Source organism: Kordiimonas lipolytica (assembly GCF_001550065.1).
In genome coordinates, this window is record NZ_LRUB01000013.1 from 48,229 (window position 1) to 62,141 (window position 13,913).

The window sequence follows — 13,913 nt, forward strand, 5'->3', positions numbered from 1 at the left end:
TTACTTAGGCGTTTTCGGTGCCTTGAGCTTGCCGCCGCAAATCTGCAGATAGCTGCTGACGCAGGGCCATACGTCGCGGGCGTGGCCTGATTTTACAGGCGGGCGTATGAGGCACTTCAGAAGCGCGCGTTGCTCGGCCTGTTCCATCGCCAGTTCTTCTGCCTTGGCGTCTTCGTAGCCGTCCTGCCCCCTAAGGGCCTTCCGTGCCATGCGCAGCGGGGCCAGGCGCTCGCGCTGCCACCAGTCTGCGGCTTCCAAGAGCATATCCCAGTTATCTGCCGCCGGGCGTACGCCGTGATCGTCCATCCATAGGCACAGCAGCAGTAGGTTTACGTCCGCGCCAAGGCTGTCCTGGGCCTCAAGGCAGGCTTCCTGCATCGGGGCGTGGGCATAGGTCCCGCAGGCGAAATTCCAAAAATCGTCCGGCGTGGGCCACGCGGTTGCTGCCTTTGCTTCTATGTCGGCGTCTGCCATGCTATAACCACCCCAGTTCAAATGAGTTTTGGGGCCAGTATATGGATGAGGATGCCATCAGGGAGCAGATTTCCGCCCTTATGGAGGAACACCGCGACCTGGATGATGCTATTACCGCGCTGCAGCGCGCCGGCACGTTTGATCTGTTGCAGGTGCAGCGGATGAAGAAACGCAAGCTTCTTTTGAAGGACGAGATTTCCAAACTGCGCAATATTCTGGTGCCTGACATTATCGCTTAAGACATCCTCGTTTGAGGAACCATTTTCTGACTAATGGGGCTGACGGTCTTGTCTCCCGGTTTGGCCCCTAGCGTGGCTCGCTGTCGCCCTTCATGTCCCGCTTGTGCTCATACATGGCCCTGTCGGCCTTGTCGATTGCCTCGTCTGGCTTGTCGCCCTGACGGAAGGTATAGGTGCCGAAGGCCATGCTCATCTTGATGGTCTCACCGCCGATCACCAGCGGGTTCTCAGCAATGGTCTGCGCAAGCGAGGCGGCCTTGTCGTGGCCAACCTGTTCATCGGCCTGTGCCAGAATCACCCCAAACTCGTCACCGCCCAGGCGGCCGATCACATCGGTGCCGCGGACATTGTCAACCAGCGTCCGGGCCACGTGGAAGAGCGCCTTGTCGCCTGCCTCATGGCCGTATTTGTCGTTGATCAACTTCATGTCGTTGAGGTCAATGAACATCAGCGTCGACGGCGTGCCGTACCGTTCAGCGAAGCTGATCATGCGGTTCAGCTCGCGCACAAAGGCGCGCCGGTTCGGGATCGGGAGCAGGGCGTCTGTATCCGCCATGTCTTCCATTTCCCGCAGCCGCCTGTTGGTGGCGTCCAGTTCACGCCTGAGCTTGTCCACTTCTTCCATCAGCGACATGATCGCCTGCTGGACGCGTGGGGTCATTTCCTCAGGGGGAATGGTCGTAACCTGCACGGTGTCGTTTATTTCGCGCGCGCCGGACGTTTCAGTCGCGCTACCGGTCGCCCCGGTTTTGCGCACGGGGCGCGTCGGGGCGGTACGCATGACGCCGGGTGTATTGGTTATTTTCATACAAAACCCTGTACCGGTTACTTTTGACTGCACATAACCCATTATGGCGTCTTTGTGAATCGACTTGCAAGTTTCCTGATAAAATTGGCGCGAATTAGGCGGATTTCGGGGCTTTCCGGCAAAGCTTGCATTAAGGAGGCGCATGCCTATAATGCGCGCTCCGCCGGGCGGCAGATGGGTTGCCGTGCCTACGGATATCGTCATGGAAACGAGGATGGAAGCGACCATGAGCATAGAGACGCCCGAAATCGGAATCATTATGGGTAGCCAGTCTGACTGGCCGACAATGAAGCACGCAGCCGATGTGCTTGATGAACTTGGCGTGTCTTATGAGACCCGCATCGTTTCCGCCCACCGTACCCCTGACCGCCTGTATGACTATGCCAAGACCGCGCGTGACCGCGGGTTCAAGTGCATTATCGCGGGTGCGGGCGGTGCGGCGCACCTGCCGGGGATGGCCGCAGCCATGACCCCGCTGCCGGTCTTCGGGGTGCCTGTTAAATCCAGCATGCTTTCGGGCAAGGACAGCCTGCTGTCGATCGTGCAGATGCCGGGCGGTGTGCCTGTTGGTACGCTCGCAATCGGCAAGGCAGGGGCCAAGAATGCCGGCCTTCTGGCGGCAGCCGTGATCGCCCTGATGGATGAAGAAGTTGCTGCCAAGCTCGATGCCTGGCGCGCCGCGCAAACTGAAAGCGTGGCTGAAATTCCTGTAGACGACGCTTAACCGCTAACTGCAAAGGCAGGACCCCGCATGACACAGATCGCACCAGGTGGAAAAATTGGAATTCTAGGCGGTGGCCAGCTTGGCCGCATGCTCGCCTTGGCAGCTGCCCGCCTTGGCTATCGGTGCCATATCTTTTGCCCCGATGTTCGCAGCCCGGCCTTTCATGTGGCCAGCGATTTCACCATCGCTGAATATGAAAATGAAGACGCGCTCGCAGAATTTGCCTCCAGCGTCGATGTAGCGACCTACGAATTTGAAAACGTCCCGGCCCGCACGGCTGAGATCGTGGCAAAGGAAACGCTGCTGCGCCCTGGCGCGCGTGCGCTCGAAGTGTCGCAGGACCGTCTGGTCGAGAAGAAATTCCTTAATGAGTGCGGTGTGAAAACCGCGCCCTTCATGCCTTTCCAGACCCAGGAAGAGCTGGATGAGGCCTTCAAGGAAATTGGCCGCCCGTCTGTCGCCAAGACCCGCCGGTTTGGCTATGACGGCAAGGGCCAGTTGATGATCAAGGCCCGCAAGGACGTGGACCTTGTCATGGATGTCACCAAGGGTGCGCCTGCCATCCTTGAAGGGTTCGTGACATTCGACCGCGAGATCAGCGTTGTTGTGGCGCGCTCGGCATCGGGCGATGTGGCGGCTTTCCCCGTGGCGGAAAACGTGCACACCAACCATATTCTGGACACCAGCACGGTGCCGGCGCAAATCTCTGAAGTGGTCGAGGCCAAGGCCAAGGTAATGGCAACCCGTATCGCCAATGCGCTTGAATATATCGGCGTGATGACCGTTGAGATGTTCGTGAGCGACGGCACAGGCGAGATTGTGGTCAACGAGATCGCCCCGCGCGTGCACAACAGCGGCCATTGGACCATTGAAGGTGCTGTCACCAGCCAGTTCGAACAGCATATCCGCGCCATCTGTGACCTGCCGCTTGGGGGCACCGATGCCAAGGGCAAGGTATTGATGAAAAACCTTCTGGGCGAAGATATCCTGGATTGGGAGAAATACCTCTCTGACCCTAAGGCTCACTTCCACCACTATGGCAAGCTGGAGCCGCGCGAAGGCCGCAAGATGGGCCACGTGACCTGGGTTAACCCAGACGAATAGACGCTGGCGAATAAACGCAGGAAGCGAGAGGGAGGCCGCAGCCTCCCTTTTTTGTTTTATTTGTTGTCCAGCTGGGCGCGGACACTGGCCAGCCCATGCATGGTGATGCGGTAAGGCCCGCCGCCACGGCTGGCGATGAAGCCGCGCCGCTTCATTTTTCGGAACAGGCCAACGCTGAAGCCCGCAAGGCGCCAGCCTTCGCGGTTCACACAATTGGCTTCAATAATTTTCCTGCGCTCGTCGCGTTCAATAAGAATAGCGCCGCCCTGCGCCAAAGCATGCAGCGCGCGCTGTTCGGATTTCGAAATATTCAATGGGGAAACTCCGCCACATAGAAAAGGGCTCCGCCCACGCGGGTGGGGGAGGGTTTCTATTTCCCTGCCGCCTCAAGTGGGGCAGGGCCTAGCGGGTCTCTGACAGTAGTTTCACAAACGCTCCGTATCTGGAACGCTATTCATAGCGGAAGCGGGCGGGGCCTGTCTAGTTCCAGAAAGTTGTAATGATATAACTTTTGGTATAAGGTTGCCACATCAGGTGGGGAGGCCTTATGCGACATTGGATATTTGGCATTTCAGCCATGCTGCTTGCGGGGTGCGCTTCAGCGCCGACGGCGGGTGAGTGGCCGGAAATGAAAATCGACCGGTCAGAGCTTGAGCGCGTCTCGCTGAAGGGCCGGATTGTTATCATTGAACAGGTGCCGCGTTTCCTGCAGTTCGGCAGCGCGCGCATCGTCAGCCCCAGTCTTGACCATTATCTGTTTTGGGATTTCTGCCGCGGCTCCGGCCTTGTGTGGCAGATGGTTGCGCTCAGGCCGGATGACCGCGCCAGTTCCGGCTGGTCTTTCACGCGCACCAGAGCCATACCTGCCACACAGAATCACGCGGCAGAAACACAGGTCACCGAAGGCTTTGTGGAAAGACGCATCGTCGGGTATGCGGATCTCAAGAAGGCTGGTCTTGCCTTCTTCAAGCCCGGCGCCATCAAGTGCGATGCTACTTATGGCGACCCGATTTGAAGCGGCCTAGCGCTCCAGAATCCAGGTGGCGTGTTCGGCGTGGACCTTGAAACCGTATTTATCGGCGAAGGCATAGACGATATCGCGCATGGGGAAGCCTTTTGACCGGCTCCAGTGCCAGTCGTCGCCGGTGATCTGGGCGTCGGGCCACAGCTCATGGCACACTTCAAGGTCAATGGCCTGCTTGTTGGCGTCGATATACACCAGCTCAGGCTCGAAGCCCTTTTCCTTCAGTTCATAAAGCGCGTCAGGTGACAGACCGCGGTAAGGCACGAAGCGGCCCTCAAACCCGCGCAGATTCGCAAGCGCCGTGGGGAAAGGGCCCTGGCGCTCAACGTCTGCAGCGAAGCGCTTCTGGTCTGCCATATCAGGGTATTCACGCGTCAGCTTCGGGCGGCCCACATAACGCTGGACCTGCTCGATCAGATGATCGCTCCAGGGGTCCACGCCCACGAGTTTCAGCTCAGGGTCCAGGCTCAGCCAGCGCTTCGCACTTGAGCACAGGAAACAGCCGATCTCCAGCATATAGCGGGGCTTACGCTTGCGGATGATCTCATCCACCATGTCCCGGCCATAGCCCCCCAGCGTATAGTCCCACGCCACGAGGCCTTCGGTCTCAGGCCATGGGTTTTCCGCCAGCAGCTTTTCAAATGCAGTATCGGTCATGCTATGCCCCGGATACAAAAAGGGCGCGGGGTTGCCGCGCCCTGATCGCTTGAATGCTTAAAGGATCGAGAAGCCGGTGGCTGCCCAGTCCTTGTCGAAGCCCGCGAGGCCGTTGGTGGTCAGCGGGTGGTTGAACAGTTTCCGCAGCACGTCGATCGGGAAAGTGGCAACGTCGGCACCGATGCGCGCGCTTTCCAGGATGTGCGTGGGGTGGCGAACGGAAGCCACCAGGATTTCTGTGTCGAAGTTATAGTTGTCATAGATGTTGCGGATGTCTTCAATCAGCTCCATGCCGTTGAAGCCAACATCGTCATGACGGCCCACGAACGGGGAAATGAAGCTCGCGCCTGCCTTGGCAGCCAGCAGCGCCTGGTTGGCAGAGAAACACAGCGTCACGTTCACCATGATGCCTTCAGCGCGCAGCGCCTTACAGGTTTTGAGGCCTTCGATTGTCAGTGGAACCTTGACCGCGATATTGTCTGCGATCTTGGCGCACTTGAGGCCTTCCTTCAGCATGGTCTCATGGTCGTGGGCAACGGTTTCGGCGGATACCGGGCCGTCCACTTCCTTGGCGATCTCGGTGATCACTTCAAAGAATTCGCGGCCAGCTTTCTTGATCAGCGACGGGTTGGTGGTTACGCCGTCCAGAAGGCCCGTGGCATTGGCTTCACGGATTTCATCGATGTTGGCGGTATCCAGGAAAAATTTCATTGTTAGCTCCTTCGGCACTCCGGCGCGCGGAGTGGGTCCCAATATTCAGTGGCGGTTGCTGTTCTATATATCGGCAAATCGCGCCAGATGCACTCACTATGCATTCACGGCGCTCTTACGTCCGCCTTTTCGCCGCTTCCCTAATCAAGTTTGGCGGGATTGGCAAGTGTCCTGTGCGGGAATCAGGCCTCGACCGGGTGGCCGCTGCCTTCCTCAGTTTCTGCCTCATCGGGCATTTTGACAAAGAAGGATGTGATGATCACGAAAAGGGCCGCGGCAAACAGCGCCATGTAGGCGTTATTATAGGCCATCATGGCCGCCTCGCGCTGCACCAGCATTTCGCTTATCGCCAGTTGCTGCAATGCTTCCGGGCTGCCGGACATTGAAATCGCCTTGGGCGTGAAAGCGCGCAGGGGGCTGATGCGCTCCACAAGCTCAGCGTGGTTGATCTGGCTATAACGGCTCACGAGCGCCACGACGACCGAAATGGCCGCCGCCTGCCCAAGCCCGCGCACTAATGAGAAGACAGACGAAGCCTCCACCTGCATTTCATGGCTGATGGACGCGTAGGCGACGGTGGAGGCGATCACGAACAGGATGCCGATGCCGAAGCCGTGCAGAATGGGCGGCACCGCCAGAATGAAAGCCGGGGTTTCGGTGGTCAGGTGAATGAAGGGGAACAGGCCCGCCGCCATACAGGCCCCACCAAGCGCGAGCAGAAGCCGCACGCTCAGGAAATGGGTAAAGCGCGGGGTCAGCATCATGCCCGCCATCATGCCCACGCCGCGCCACATCAGGATCACGCCGGTATCCAGCACGGGGTATCCCATCAGGTTCTGCATCATGGGCGGCTGCAGCACCACTGACGCCGTCATGTTGCCGGCGGTGATCAAAATCAAGAGCATGCCGATCATATAGTTGCGGTCACGGAACAGCGCGGCGGGCAGGAAGGGGCGGCTGCTCGTGCGGCTGTTGACCGTGAAAATCCAGGCTGCTGCCAGGAACACAAGCGCGTAGGCGATGATCTCCGTGCTTTCGAACCAGTCTTCGCTTTCGCCCCGATCGAGCGCCAACTGCAGCGTGCCGATGGCGATGGCGAGGCTGAAGAAGCCGATGAAATTCAGCTTATGGCCGGGGAAATGCATGCCGCGCTTCATGGTCATGCCAAGGCCAATGGCTGTCAGAAGGCCCACAGGCAGATTAATGAAGAACACCCAGCGCCAGCTGGCAATGTCAGTGATATAGCCGCCGAGCGACGGCCCCAGCACGGGGCCCGCCATGGTGCCCATGCCAAAGAGTGCCATCAGGCGCGCGCGGTCGGCATTATCGGTGGACATGCGGTTCATGGTGGCGATGGCAAGCGGGATCAGCGGTGCCCCCGCCGCACCCTGCAAAATGCGGGCGGCCAGCATGGCCTCAAGTGTGATCGCCAGCCCGCACAATACGGACGCCAGCGTGAAGACGGAAACCGACAGGATCATCAGCCTTTTCACGCCAAAGCGGCTCGCGGCCCAGCCCACAAGGGGCGTCAGCACCACGGCGGCGATGATATAGGTGGTGACCACCCAGCTGATCTGGTCGAAGGTGGCCTGCAGCGTGCCGCGCATTTCCGGCAGCGCCACATTGACAATGGTGGCGTCAATCGTGTGCAGCGACACAGCCGCCATCAGGCACAGAAGAAGCCCGGTGCGGTGGTCTGTAATCTCGCTTGCCGGATTGCCGGTGGCTGACATGCTTTAGAGCCCCAGAAGCGTGAATAGGTCGTCCATGGTGCGCTCATGCCCCGTGTCGATGGAGACTTCGGCGCTCAGCCCCGCGCGTAGGGAGCCGATGTCCTGTCCTTCATCAAGTCTGATCTGAACCGGGATTCGCTGGGTTACCTTCACCCAGTTGCCGGTGGCATTCTGGGCCGGAAGTACGGCGAACTCCGCTCCTGTCGCCGGGTCGATGGACGCAACCTTGCCCTTGAAGTGCACACCCGGCAGCGCGTCGATCAATACGTCGACCGGCTGGCCCACTTTCACATGGGTGAGGTCCGTTTCCTTGGGATTGGCTTCAACGCGCAGGTCATCATCCACCGTCAGGCCGAAGATGGGGTAGCCTGCCGCAACATATTCGCCGGGGTGCAGGTCAATCTGCGTGATGGTGCCGCCAGTGCGGGTGCGCACCTTCAGGTGATCCAGCGTGACCTCGGCGGCGCGCACGGCTGCCTTGGCTTTCAAGACCATCGGGTGCATGTCTGTTTCCAGGTCCGGGTTGCCGCCCAGCTGCGTCAGCGCCATGTTGGCGGCTTCCCGAAGCACTGTCAGCTGACGTTCGGATTCCATCACCTTGTGGCGATGGCTATCAAGCGTCGCTTCCGAAATATTCTTGTCCTTTGCCAGCGCTTCGGCGCGCTGCAGTTCGCGCTCCTCATAGGCCAGCACTTCTTCTTCCTTGGCGATGGCTGCCAGGCTTTGGCGGTAGTTGGCGCGCACGGCGGCAACAAGGTTGCGGGCGCTTACGATCCCGGCCTTTGCGTCCATCAGCTTCACTTGTGCGTCGGCGTCATCCAGTTCTGCGATCACCTCACCCGCGTCCACATGCTGGTTGCGCTTCACGTGCACTTTTGTCACCTCGCCCGAGACGCGGGCCGCGCCCGTCAGGATGCCGGTGCGCACATAGGCATTGTCGGTGGTGATCATGCGCCCGCCAGACAGGTACACAAAAGCGGCGGTGACGGCGATCAGGGCAGGGACACTGATATAAAGGAGGATACGCATCATTGTTTCTTACTCGTGCTTTGGTCGGTCTTTCTGGCGCTGGCGTCTGCAATGACGCGGTCCATCAGGTCCATAAGCGTTTCACGCTCGTCGTCAGACAGGGACTGCAGAAAGAGGTCTGAAATATGGTCAATCCGCGCCAGCATGGGGCGGATCACCGGGCCGGTTTTCTCGGTGATGAACAGGCGGCGGACACGGCGGTCGGAAGCGTCCGTGCGGCGCTCGATCATGCCGCGGGCCTCCAGCGCGTCAACCTGCCGGCATACGCTCATGGTGGCGATATCAAGCCGGGCGGCCAGTGCCTGCTGGGTAATGCCCGGGTTCCGCCAGACGGAAATCAGCATCTTGGCCTGGGCGCGCGTGACGTCCAGGTCCTGCTCGGCTTCAAAGCTTTGGCGCACCAGGCGGAACAGGTCTCCCACCTGGAATACGAACGGATTGTTGGTCTTTTCCTGTTTCATGGTGCCTTAAATGGTGCGGTGTAATTAATAAGCAAGCATAATTATAAGCTAAGCTTATTAATAATTCCTTGTGCGGTGGTTCGGGTGCAATTGCTGTCCTGACTTTTGTCGCCTATGGTGGCCGGGAATGGTCGCCCCGGTCGGGGCAATGATGCACAGAGGTCTTACCGCGTGACGCAGGCGCAACTTTTCAAGGATCAGGAAGTCGTGAGCGAGGAGGCAGGCGCGCGGATTAGCGTGCTTCTTCCGCTGCCACTCGCGGGTCCCCTGGATTACCGTGTGCCGGATGACCTGCGGGAACGACTGCACCCCGGCGTGGTGGTGGAGGTGCCTCTATCTGGCCGCAAGGCCATCGGTGTGGTGTGGCCAACAAAGGGCGGCGGCAAGACATTTCCGCTGGGGAAGCTGAAACCGGTTGAGCGTATCATCGATGTGCCGCCGCTGATGGACGACCTGATGCGATTCGTCGATTGGGTATCGGCCTATACGCTCTCGAGCCAGGGGGCGGTCTTGCGCATGTGCCTGTCTGTCCCTGCGGCTTTTGGTGAGGTGCCGGTAAAAAGGCACTATGTGTGTGCCCCAAATGTGCCCGAGGGCCTTCGCATGACCCCCGCGCGGGAGGCGGTCTTGAAGGTGCTTTCTGACGGCAAGCCGCGCATGGCGCCGGAGGTTGCCTCGCTCGCGGGCGTGTCGGACGGCGTGGTGCGGGGCCTTGCGGACGCGGGCGCCCTGGTGGCGCTGGATATTTCCGTCGACCAGCCTTATCCGCAGCCGGATACGGCCATCAAAGGCCCGAAACTGTCGGGCGAGCAGACGGAAGCGGCAGAGGCGATTCGCGCCGTCGTGTGGGAAGGCGGCTTCAAGCCTTTCCTGTTGGACGGCATCACCGGGTCGGGCAAAACCGAGGTTTATTTTGAAGGCCTAGCCGAAGCCCTGCAGGAAAAAGGCACACAGGTTCTGGTGCTGGTGCCTGAGATCGCGCTGACGAGCCAGTGGCTGGAGCGCTTTGAGGCCCGCTTTGGTGTCGCGCCCGTGGTGTGGCATTCGGAAGTGGGGCAGGCTGAGCGCAGGCGCGCCTGGCGGGCGGTGGCATCCGGCGATGCCCGTGTGGTGGTGGGCGCGCGCTCAGCCCTGTTCCTGCCGTTCAAGAAACTGGCTTTCATCACGGTGGACGAAGAGCACGACCCTTCCTTCAAGCAGGAAGAAGGGGTTTTGTATCACGCCCGCGACATGGCGGTGGTGCGGGCCATGCAGGCCAAGTGCCCGGTGGTATTGGCCAGCGCGACGCCAAGCCTAGAGACGCAAGTGAATGCGGACGAAGGCAAATATGAGGTGCTGAAGCTTCGGGAGCGCCACGGTGTGGCCGTGCTGCCGGAAATGCGCGCCGTGGACATGCGCGCTGAACCGCCTGAAGCAGGTACCTGGCTGTCGCCAATACTCGTTCGCGAGATCGAGGAAACGCTGGCGGCGGGCGAGCAGGTGATGCTGTTCCTGAACCGTCGCGGCTATGCGCCTCTCACACTCTGCCGCACTTGCGGGCACCGCATTGAATGCCCCAGTTGTTCAGCCTGGCTGGTGGAACACCGCTTCCGTCAGGAACTGCAATGCCACCACTGCGGCCACATGGAGCCGATCCCCGAAGCCTGCCCAACGTGCGAAAGCAAGGAAAGCCTGGTGGCCTGTGGGCCCGGCGTGGAGCGCCTGTTTGAGGAAGTGACCCGCCGGTTTGCGGACGCCCGCACCAGCGTGATGACCAGCGACACGATGATGAGCCCCAGCCAGACTGCAGCGGTGGTGAAGGAAATTGCGGGCGGGCATCTGGATATCGTGATCGGCACCCAGATTGTCACCAAGGGATACCATTTCCCCAACCTGACGCTCGTTGGCGTGGTGGACGCTGACTTGGGCCTTCGGGGCGGGGACCTGCGCGCGGGCGAACGCACCTACCAGCAGCTGGTGCAGGTGGCGGGCCGGGCGGGCCGGGCGGAAAAGCCGGGCAAGGTGTTGCTGCAGAGTTATGAGCCCGAGCACCCGGTGGTGCAGGCGCTCCTGACCGGGGACGGTGACGCCTTCATGGCGGCAGAAAAGACTGCCCGCGCCCAATATCATATGCCGCCCTTCGGCAAGCTTGTGGCGGTGATCCTTTCGGGGCCTGAGATGGCAGAGGTGCTGGAGGTGGGTCGCGCGCTTGCCAAAGCCGCTCCCGTGGAGCACGGCGTGGATATCGTGGGCCCGGCGCCCGCGCCCATGGTGCGCATTCGCGGCCAGCACCGTTTCCGGATGCTGCTGCATGCCAAGAAGCATGTGAAGGTGCAGCAACTGGTGCGGGCCTGGATGATGCGGGTAAAGCCGAAATCAAGCGTCCGCATCAAGGTGGACATCGACCCCTATAGCTTCATGTAAGCCTTGCGCCTGTGGGGCTTGCGATTCGTGGTCTTTGGGCTGAATGCGCGCCGCAGTGCCGCCATCAGGCCGGAGCCGCAGCGGAAGCGTCCCCGTTTCCGTGTTTCATGCCCATATATATAAGAGTTGCCCGCGAGATGGCTGAAGTCGTTGATAGCTGGGGATTTTCGCAGAATCCAAGGGGCAGGGCAGCCGCCCGCGTTGGTGTTGGCACGGCGGGCCGAGTGGCATTTCTGAGCAAGATTGCAAAAACGGGTCCAAGGTGGCTTGCGCCCGCCAAATCCTTATGCTAGAGGGAGCACGCATTTCGGCTGGCCTTGGCCGCGATGGGCCTATGGTTAGGTTCGTTAAAACAGGTCAAAATTTGAGCGTGGGCGGTGCTTTCGGGTGGCCGTCTCACAAGTGTGTCAAACAGGTTCAGACCTAACCCAGGGGAACGTCTGACGTGACCTCGCACAAAGCGATAGTATCCGGGATTTCAGGCCGCTATGCGGTAGCGCTTTTTGAACTCGCCCTAGAGTCAAAGGCGCTCGAGGCGGTTGAATCCGATCTCTCAACGCTTAAGGCAATGCTCGACGAAAGCGCGGATCTGCGCGATCTCGTCTCCTCGCCGCTTTATAGCCGGGACCAACAATCTGCCGCCATCGACGCTGTTGCAAAAGCAGCCAAGCTTGGTGACATGACAGTGAAGTTCCTGGGTGTGCTTGCAGCGAATCGCCGCCTTGGCGCTCTTGGTTCAACCATTGCAGCGTTTGAAAAGCTGACTGCCCATCACCGCGGTGAAGTACGGGCGTCGGTCGTAAGCGCGCGCAAGCTGACCAAGACCCAGCTTGGGAATCTTGAGAAAAAATTGAAACTGGCTGTCGGCCAGGATGTTCTTATCGACGCTAGCGTTGATGAGAGCCTGCTCGGCGGTCTCACGGTTAAGGTTGGTTCGCGGTTGATCGACGACAGCCTCAAAACCAAACTCGACAACCTCGCAATCGCCATGAAAGGGGTTCAGTAATGGATATCCGTGCGGCGGAAATTTCCAAGGTCCTGAAGGACCAGATTGCAAACTTCGGCAATGATGCCCAAGTTTCTGAAGTAGGCACCGTTCTCTCTGTTGGTGACGGTATTGCTCGCGTATACGGCCTTGACCAGGTTCAAGCCGGTGAGATGGTTGAATTCCCAGGTGGCGTTAAGGGCATGGCCCTCAACCTGGAAACCGACAACGTGGGTATCGTTATTTTCGGCGATGACCGTGGTATTAAAGAAGGCGACACCGTTAAGCGGACCGGCGCAATCGTGGACGTTCCAGTTGGCAAAGGCCTGCTGGGTCGCGTTGTCGATGGCCTCGGTAACCCAATCGACGGTAAAGGCCCATTGCAAGACGTTGAGCGCATGCGGGTTGAGTCCAAAGCGCCTGGCATTATCCCACGTCAGTCAGTGTCCGAGCCAATGCAATCCGGTCTGAAGGCAATTGACGCCCTCGTACCAGTAGGTCGTGGCCAGCGTGAGCTGATCATTGGCGACCGTCAGACTGGTAAGACGGCTGTTGCGATCGACACCTTCATCAACCAGAAAGCCACCAACGACGCAGCAAAAGAAGAGAGCGAAAAGCTTTTCTGTATCTATGTTGCTGTTGGCCAGAAGCGTTCCACGGTTGCTCAGATCGTTAAGTCGCTCGAAGAAAACGGCGCTCTGGAATATTCCATCGTGATCGCTGCTACGGCTTCTGATCCGGCCCCAATGCAGTTCCTGGCACCATATACCGGTACTGCGATGGGTGAATATTTCCGCGACAACGGCATGCACGCTGTTATCGTACACGACGACCTGACCAAACAGGCTGTTGCTTACCGTCAGATGTCCCTGCTGCTGCGTCGTCCTCCAGGACGTGAAGCATACCCAGGTGACGTATTCTACCTGCACTCACGTCTTCTCGAGCGTGCAGCGAAAATGTCTGACGCGCGTGGCGGTGGTTCCCTGACGGCTCTGCCTGTAATTGAGACCCAGGCTGGTGACGTATCTGCATACATCCCAACCAACGTGATCTCCATTACCGACGGTCAGATCTTCCTGGAAACTGAACTGTTCTATAAAGGTATCCGTCCTGCAATTAACGTCGGTCTGTCCGTATCCCGTGTGGGTTCGGCTGCACAGATCAAGGCGATGAAGCAGGTTGCAGGTTCCATTAAGCTTGAGCTAGCTCAGTACCGTGAGATGGAAGCCTTCGCTCAGTTCGGTTCCGACCTTGATGCGTCTACCCAGCAGCTGCTGAACCGTGGTGCCCGTCTGACCGAGCTTCTGAAGCAAGGCCAGTACAGCCCACTGCCAGTAGAAGAGCAGGTTGTGTCCATCTTCGCGGGTGTGAATGGTTATCTCGACAAGATCGCCGTGACGGCCGTTACGCGCTTTGAAGAGCAGTTCCTCGCAGAGGTTCGCTCCAAGCACGCTGACGTCCTGAAGACGATCCGCACCGAGAAGAAACTGTCTGACGATACGATTTCCAAGCTGAAATCCATCCTCGACGCTTTCGCGAAATCTTTTAGCTAAGAAGCTGG

15 protein-coding genes are annotated in these 13,913 nt (G+C 59.3%); 7 read left to right on the forward strand and 8 right to left on the reverse strand.

Features of this window, described 5'->3' with window-relative positions:
* The gene (locus KORM41_RS07350; RefSeq protein WP_068146868.1) at positions 1-474 is read right to left on the reverse strand and encodes a TIGR02444 family protein; all 474 of its coding nucleotides are present in this window, start codon (positions 472-474) and stop codon (positions 1-3) included.
* A 41-nt stretch (positions 475-515) separates the two neighbouring features.
* Here KORM41_RS07350 and KORM41_RS07355 point away from each other — a divergent pair, with 41 nt between their 5' ends.
* The gene (locus KORM41_RS07355) at positions 516-713 is read left to right on the forward strand and encodes a YdcH family protein (RefSeq protein WP_068146871.1); all 198 of its coding nucleotides are present in this window, start codon (positions 516-518) and stop codon (positions 711-713) included.
* Between the two features lie 67 nt (positions 714-780).
* On the opposite strand, the gene KORM41_RS07360 is transcribed toward KORM41_RS07355, so the two are convergent.
* Positions 781-1,521 (reverse strand): GGDEF domain-containing protein, encoded by a 741-nt coding sequence (locus tag KORM41_RS07360; protein WP_068146969.1) that lies wholly within the window; start codon positions 1,519-1,521, stop codon positions 781-783.
* A gap of 226 nt (positions 1,522-1,747) precedes the next feature.
* Here KORM41_RS07360 and purE point away from each other — a divergent pair, with 226 nt between their 5' ends.
* Both purE and KORM41_RS07370 read left to right on the forward strand, forming a co-directional pair.
* Positions 1,748-2,245: a 5-(carboxyamino)imidazole ribonucleotide mutase gene (gene purE, locus KORM41_RS07365; protein WP_068146972.1), complete on the forward strand. Its 498-nt coding sequence runs from the start codon at positions 1,748-1,750 to the stop codon at positions 2,243-2,245.
* 27 nt (positions 2,246-2,272) lie between these two features.
* Positions 2,273-3,349, forward strand: a complete 1,077-nt coding sequence (locus KORM41_RS07370; RefSeq protein WP_068146873.1) for a 5-(carboxyamino)imidazole ribonucleotide synthase — start codon at positions 2,273-2,275, stop codon at positions 3,347-3,349.
* A gap of 56 nt (positions 3,350-3,405) precedes the next feature.
* Here the strand turns inward: KORM41_RS07370 and KORM41_RS07375 are convergent, their stop codons facing one another.
* Complete coding sequence (locus KORM41_RS07375) at positions 3,406-3,663, reverse strand: YjhX family toxin (protein ID WP_068146876.1); 258 nt, start codon at positions 3,661-3,663, stop codon at positions 3,406-3,408.
* Positions 3,664-3,896: 233 nt separating this feature from the next.
* Between KORM41_RS07375 and KORM41_RS07380 the strand changes: the two genes are divergently transcribed.
* Entirely contained in the window at positions 3,897-4,364 is a 468-nt protein-coding gene (locus tag KORM41_RS07380; protein ID WP_068146881.1) for a hypothetical protein, read from the forward strand.
* A gap of 6 nt (positions 4,365-4,370) precedes the next feature.
* Here KORM41_RS07380 and KORM41_RS07385 read toward each other — a convergent pair whose 3' ends face one another.
* The 5 genes from KORM41_RS07385 to KORM41_RS07405 form a co-directional block, all read right to left on the reverse strand.
* Positions 4,371-5,030, reverse strand: coding sequence for a hypothetical protein (locus KORM41_RS07385; RefSeq protein ID WP_068146884.1), 660 nt, complete (start codon positions 5,028-5,030; stop codon positions 4,371-4,373).
* 57 nt (positions 5,031-5,087) lie between these two features.
* Positions 5,088-5,741 (reverse strand): fructose-6-phosphate aldolase, encoded by a 654-nt coding sequence (fsa, locus tag KORM41_RS07390; RefSeq protein ID WP_068146888.1) that lies wholly within the window; start codon positions 5,739-5,741, stop codon positions 5,088-5,090.
* A gap of 182 nt (positions 5,742-5,923) precedes the next feature.
* Positions 5,924-7,474 carry a DHA2 family efflux MFS transporter permease subunit gene (locus KORM41_RS07395; protein WP_068146889.1) on the reverse strand — a complete coding sequence of 517 codons (1,551 nt, stop codon included), beginning with the start codon at positions 7,472-7,474 and terminating at the stop codon, positions 5,924-5,926.
* Positions 7,475-7,477: 3 nt separating this feature from the next.
* Positions 7,478-8,506 carry an HlyD family secretion protein gene (locus tag KORM41_RS07400; protein ID WP_082719830.1) on the reverse strand — a complete coding sequence of 343 codons (1,029 nt, stop codon included), beginning with the start codon at positions 8,504-8,506 and terminating at the stop codon, positions 7,478-7,480.
* Positions 8,503-8,964 (reverse strand): MarR family winged helix-turn-helix transcriptional regulator, encoded by a 462-nt coding sequence (locus KORM41_RS07405; protein ID WP_068146895.1) that lies wholly within the window; start codon positions 8,962-8,964, stop codon positions 8,503-8,505. Before KORM41_RS07405 ends, KORM41_RS07400 begins: the two co-directional genes overlap by 4 nt.
* A 114-nt stretch (positions 8,965-9,078) precedes the next feature.
* Here KORM41_RS07405 and KORM41_RS07410 point away from each other — a divergent pair, with 114 nt between their 5' ends.
* The 3 genes from KORM41_RS07410 to atpA all read left to right on the forward strand — a co-directional run bounded on the left by KORM41_RS07410 (position 9,079) and on the right by atpA (position 13,905).
* Positions 9,079-11,367, forward strand: coding sequence for a primosomal protein N' (locus tag KORM41_RS07410; RefSeq protein ID WP_082719831.1), 2,289 nt, complete (start codon positions 9,079-9,081; stop codon positions 11,365-11,367).
* Positions 11,368-11,812: 445 nt separating this feature from the next.
* Positions 11,813-12,373, forward strand: a complete 561-nt coding sequence (locus tag KORM41_RS07415) for a F0F1 ATP synthase subunit delta (RefSeq protein WP_068146900.1) — start codon at positions 11,813-11,815, stop codon at positions 12,371-12,373.
* A complete protein-coding gene (atpA, locus tag KORM41_RS07420; protein ID WP_068146904.1) occupies positions 12,373-13,905 on the forward strand; it encodes a F0F1 ATP synthase subunit alpha in 1,533 nt (510 codons plus the stop codon). The genes KORM41_RS07415 and atpA overlap by 1 nt, the downstream gene beginning before the upstream one ends.
* Positions 13,906-13,913: the final 8 nt, after the last annotated feature.

Coding starts and splice junctions, on each gene's coding strand:
- KORM41_RS07350 (WP_068146868.1), bottom strand. CDS start 474: ATGGCAGACGCCGACATAGAAGCAAAGGCAGCAACCGCGTGGCCCACG.
- KORM41_RS07355 (WP_068146871.1), top strand. CDS start 516: ATGGATGAGGATGCCATCAGGGAGCAGATTTCCGCCCTTATGGAGGAA.
- KORM41_RS07360 (WP_068146969.1), bottom strand. CDS start 1,521: ATGAAAATAACCAATACACCCGGCGTCATGCGTACCGCCCCGACGCGC.
- purE (WP_068146972.1), top strand. CDS start 1,748: ATGAGCATAGAGACGCCCGAAATCGGAATCATTATGGGTAGCCAGTCT.
- KORM41_RS07370 (WP_068146873.1), top strand. CDS start 2,273: ATGACACAGATCGCACCAGGTGGAAAAATTGGAATTCTAGGCGGTGGC.
- KORM41_RS07380 (WP_068146881.1), top strand. CDS start 3,897: ATGCGACATTGGATATTTGGCATTTCAGCCATGCTGCTTGCGGGGTGC.
- KORM41_RS07385 (WP_068146884.1), bottom strand. CDS start 5,030: ATGACCGATACTGCATTTGAAAAGCTGCTGGCGGAAAACCCATGGCCT.
- fsa (WP_068146888.1), bottom strand. CDS start 5,741: ATGAAATTTTTCCTGGATACCGCCAACATCGATGAAATCCGTGAAGCC.
- KORM41_RS07395 (WP_068146889.1), bottom strand. CDS start 7,474: ATGTCAGCCACCGGCAATCCGGCAAGCGAGATTACAGACCACCGCACC.
- KORM41_RS07400 (WP_082719830.1), bottom strand. CDS start 8,506: ATGATGCGTATCCTCCTTTATATCAGTGTCCCTGCCCTGATCGCCGTC.
- KORM41_RS07405 (WP_068146895.1), bottom strand. CDS start 8,964: ATGAAACAGGAAAAGACCAACAATCCGTTCGTATTCCAGGTGGGAGAC.
- KORM41_RS07410 (WP_082719831.1), top strand. CDS start 9,079: ATGGTGGCCGGGAATGGTCGCCCCGGTCGGGGCAATGATGCACAGAGG.
- atpA (WP_068146904.1), top strand. CDS start 12,373: ATGGATATCCGTGCGGCGGAAATTTCCAAGGTCCTGAAGGACCAGATT.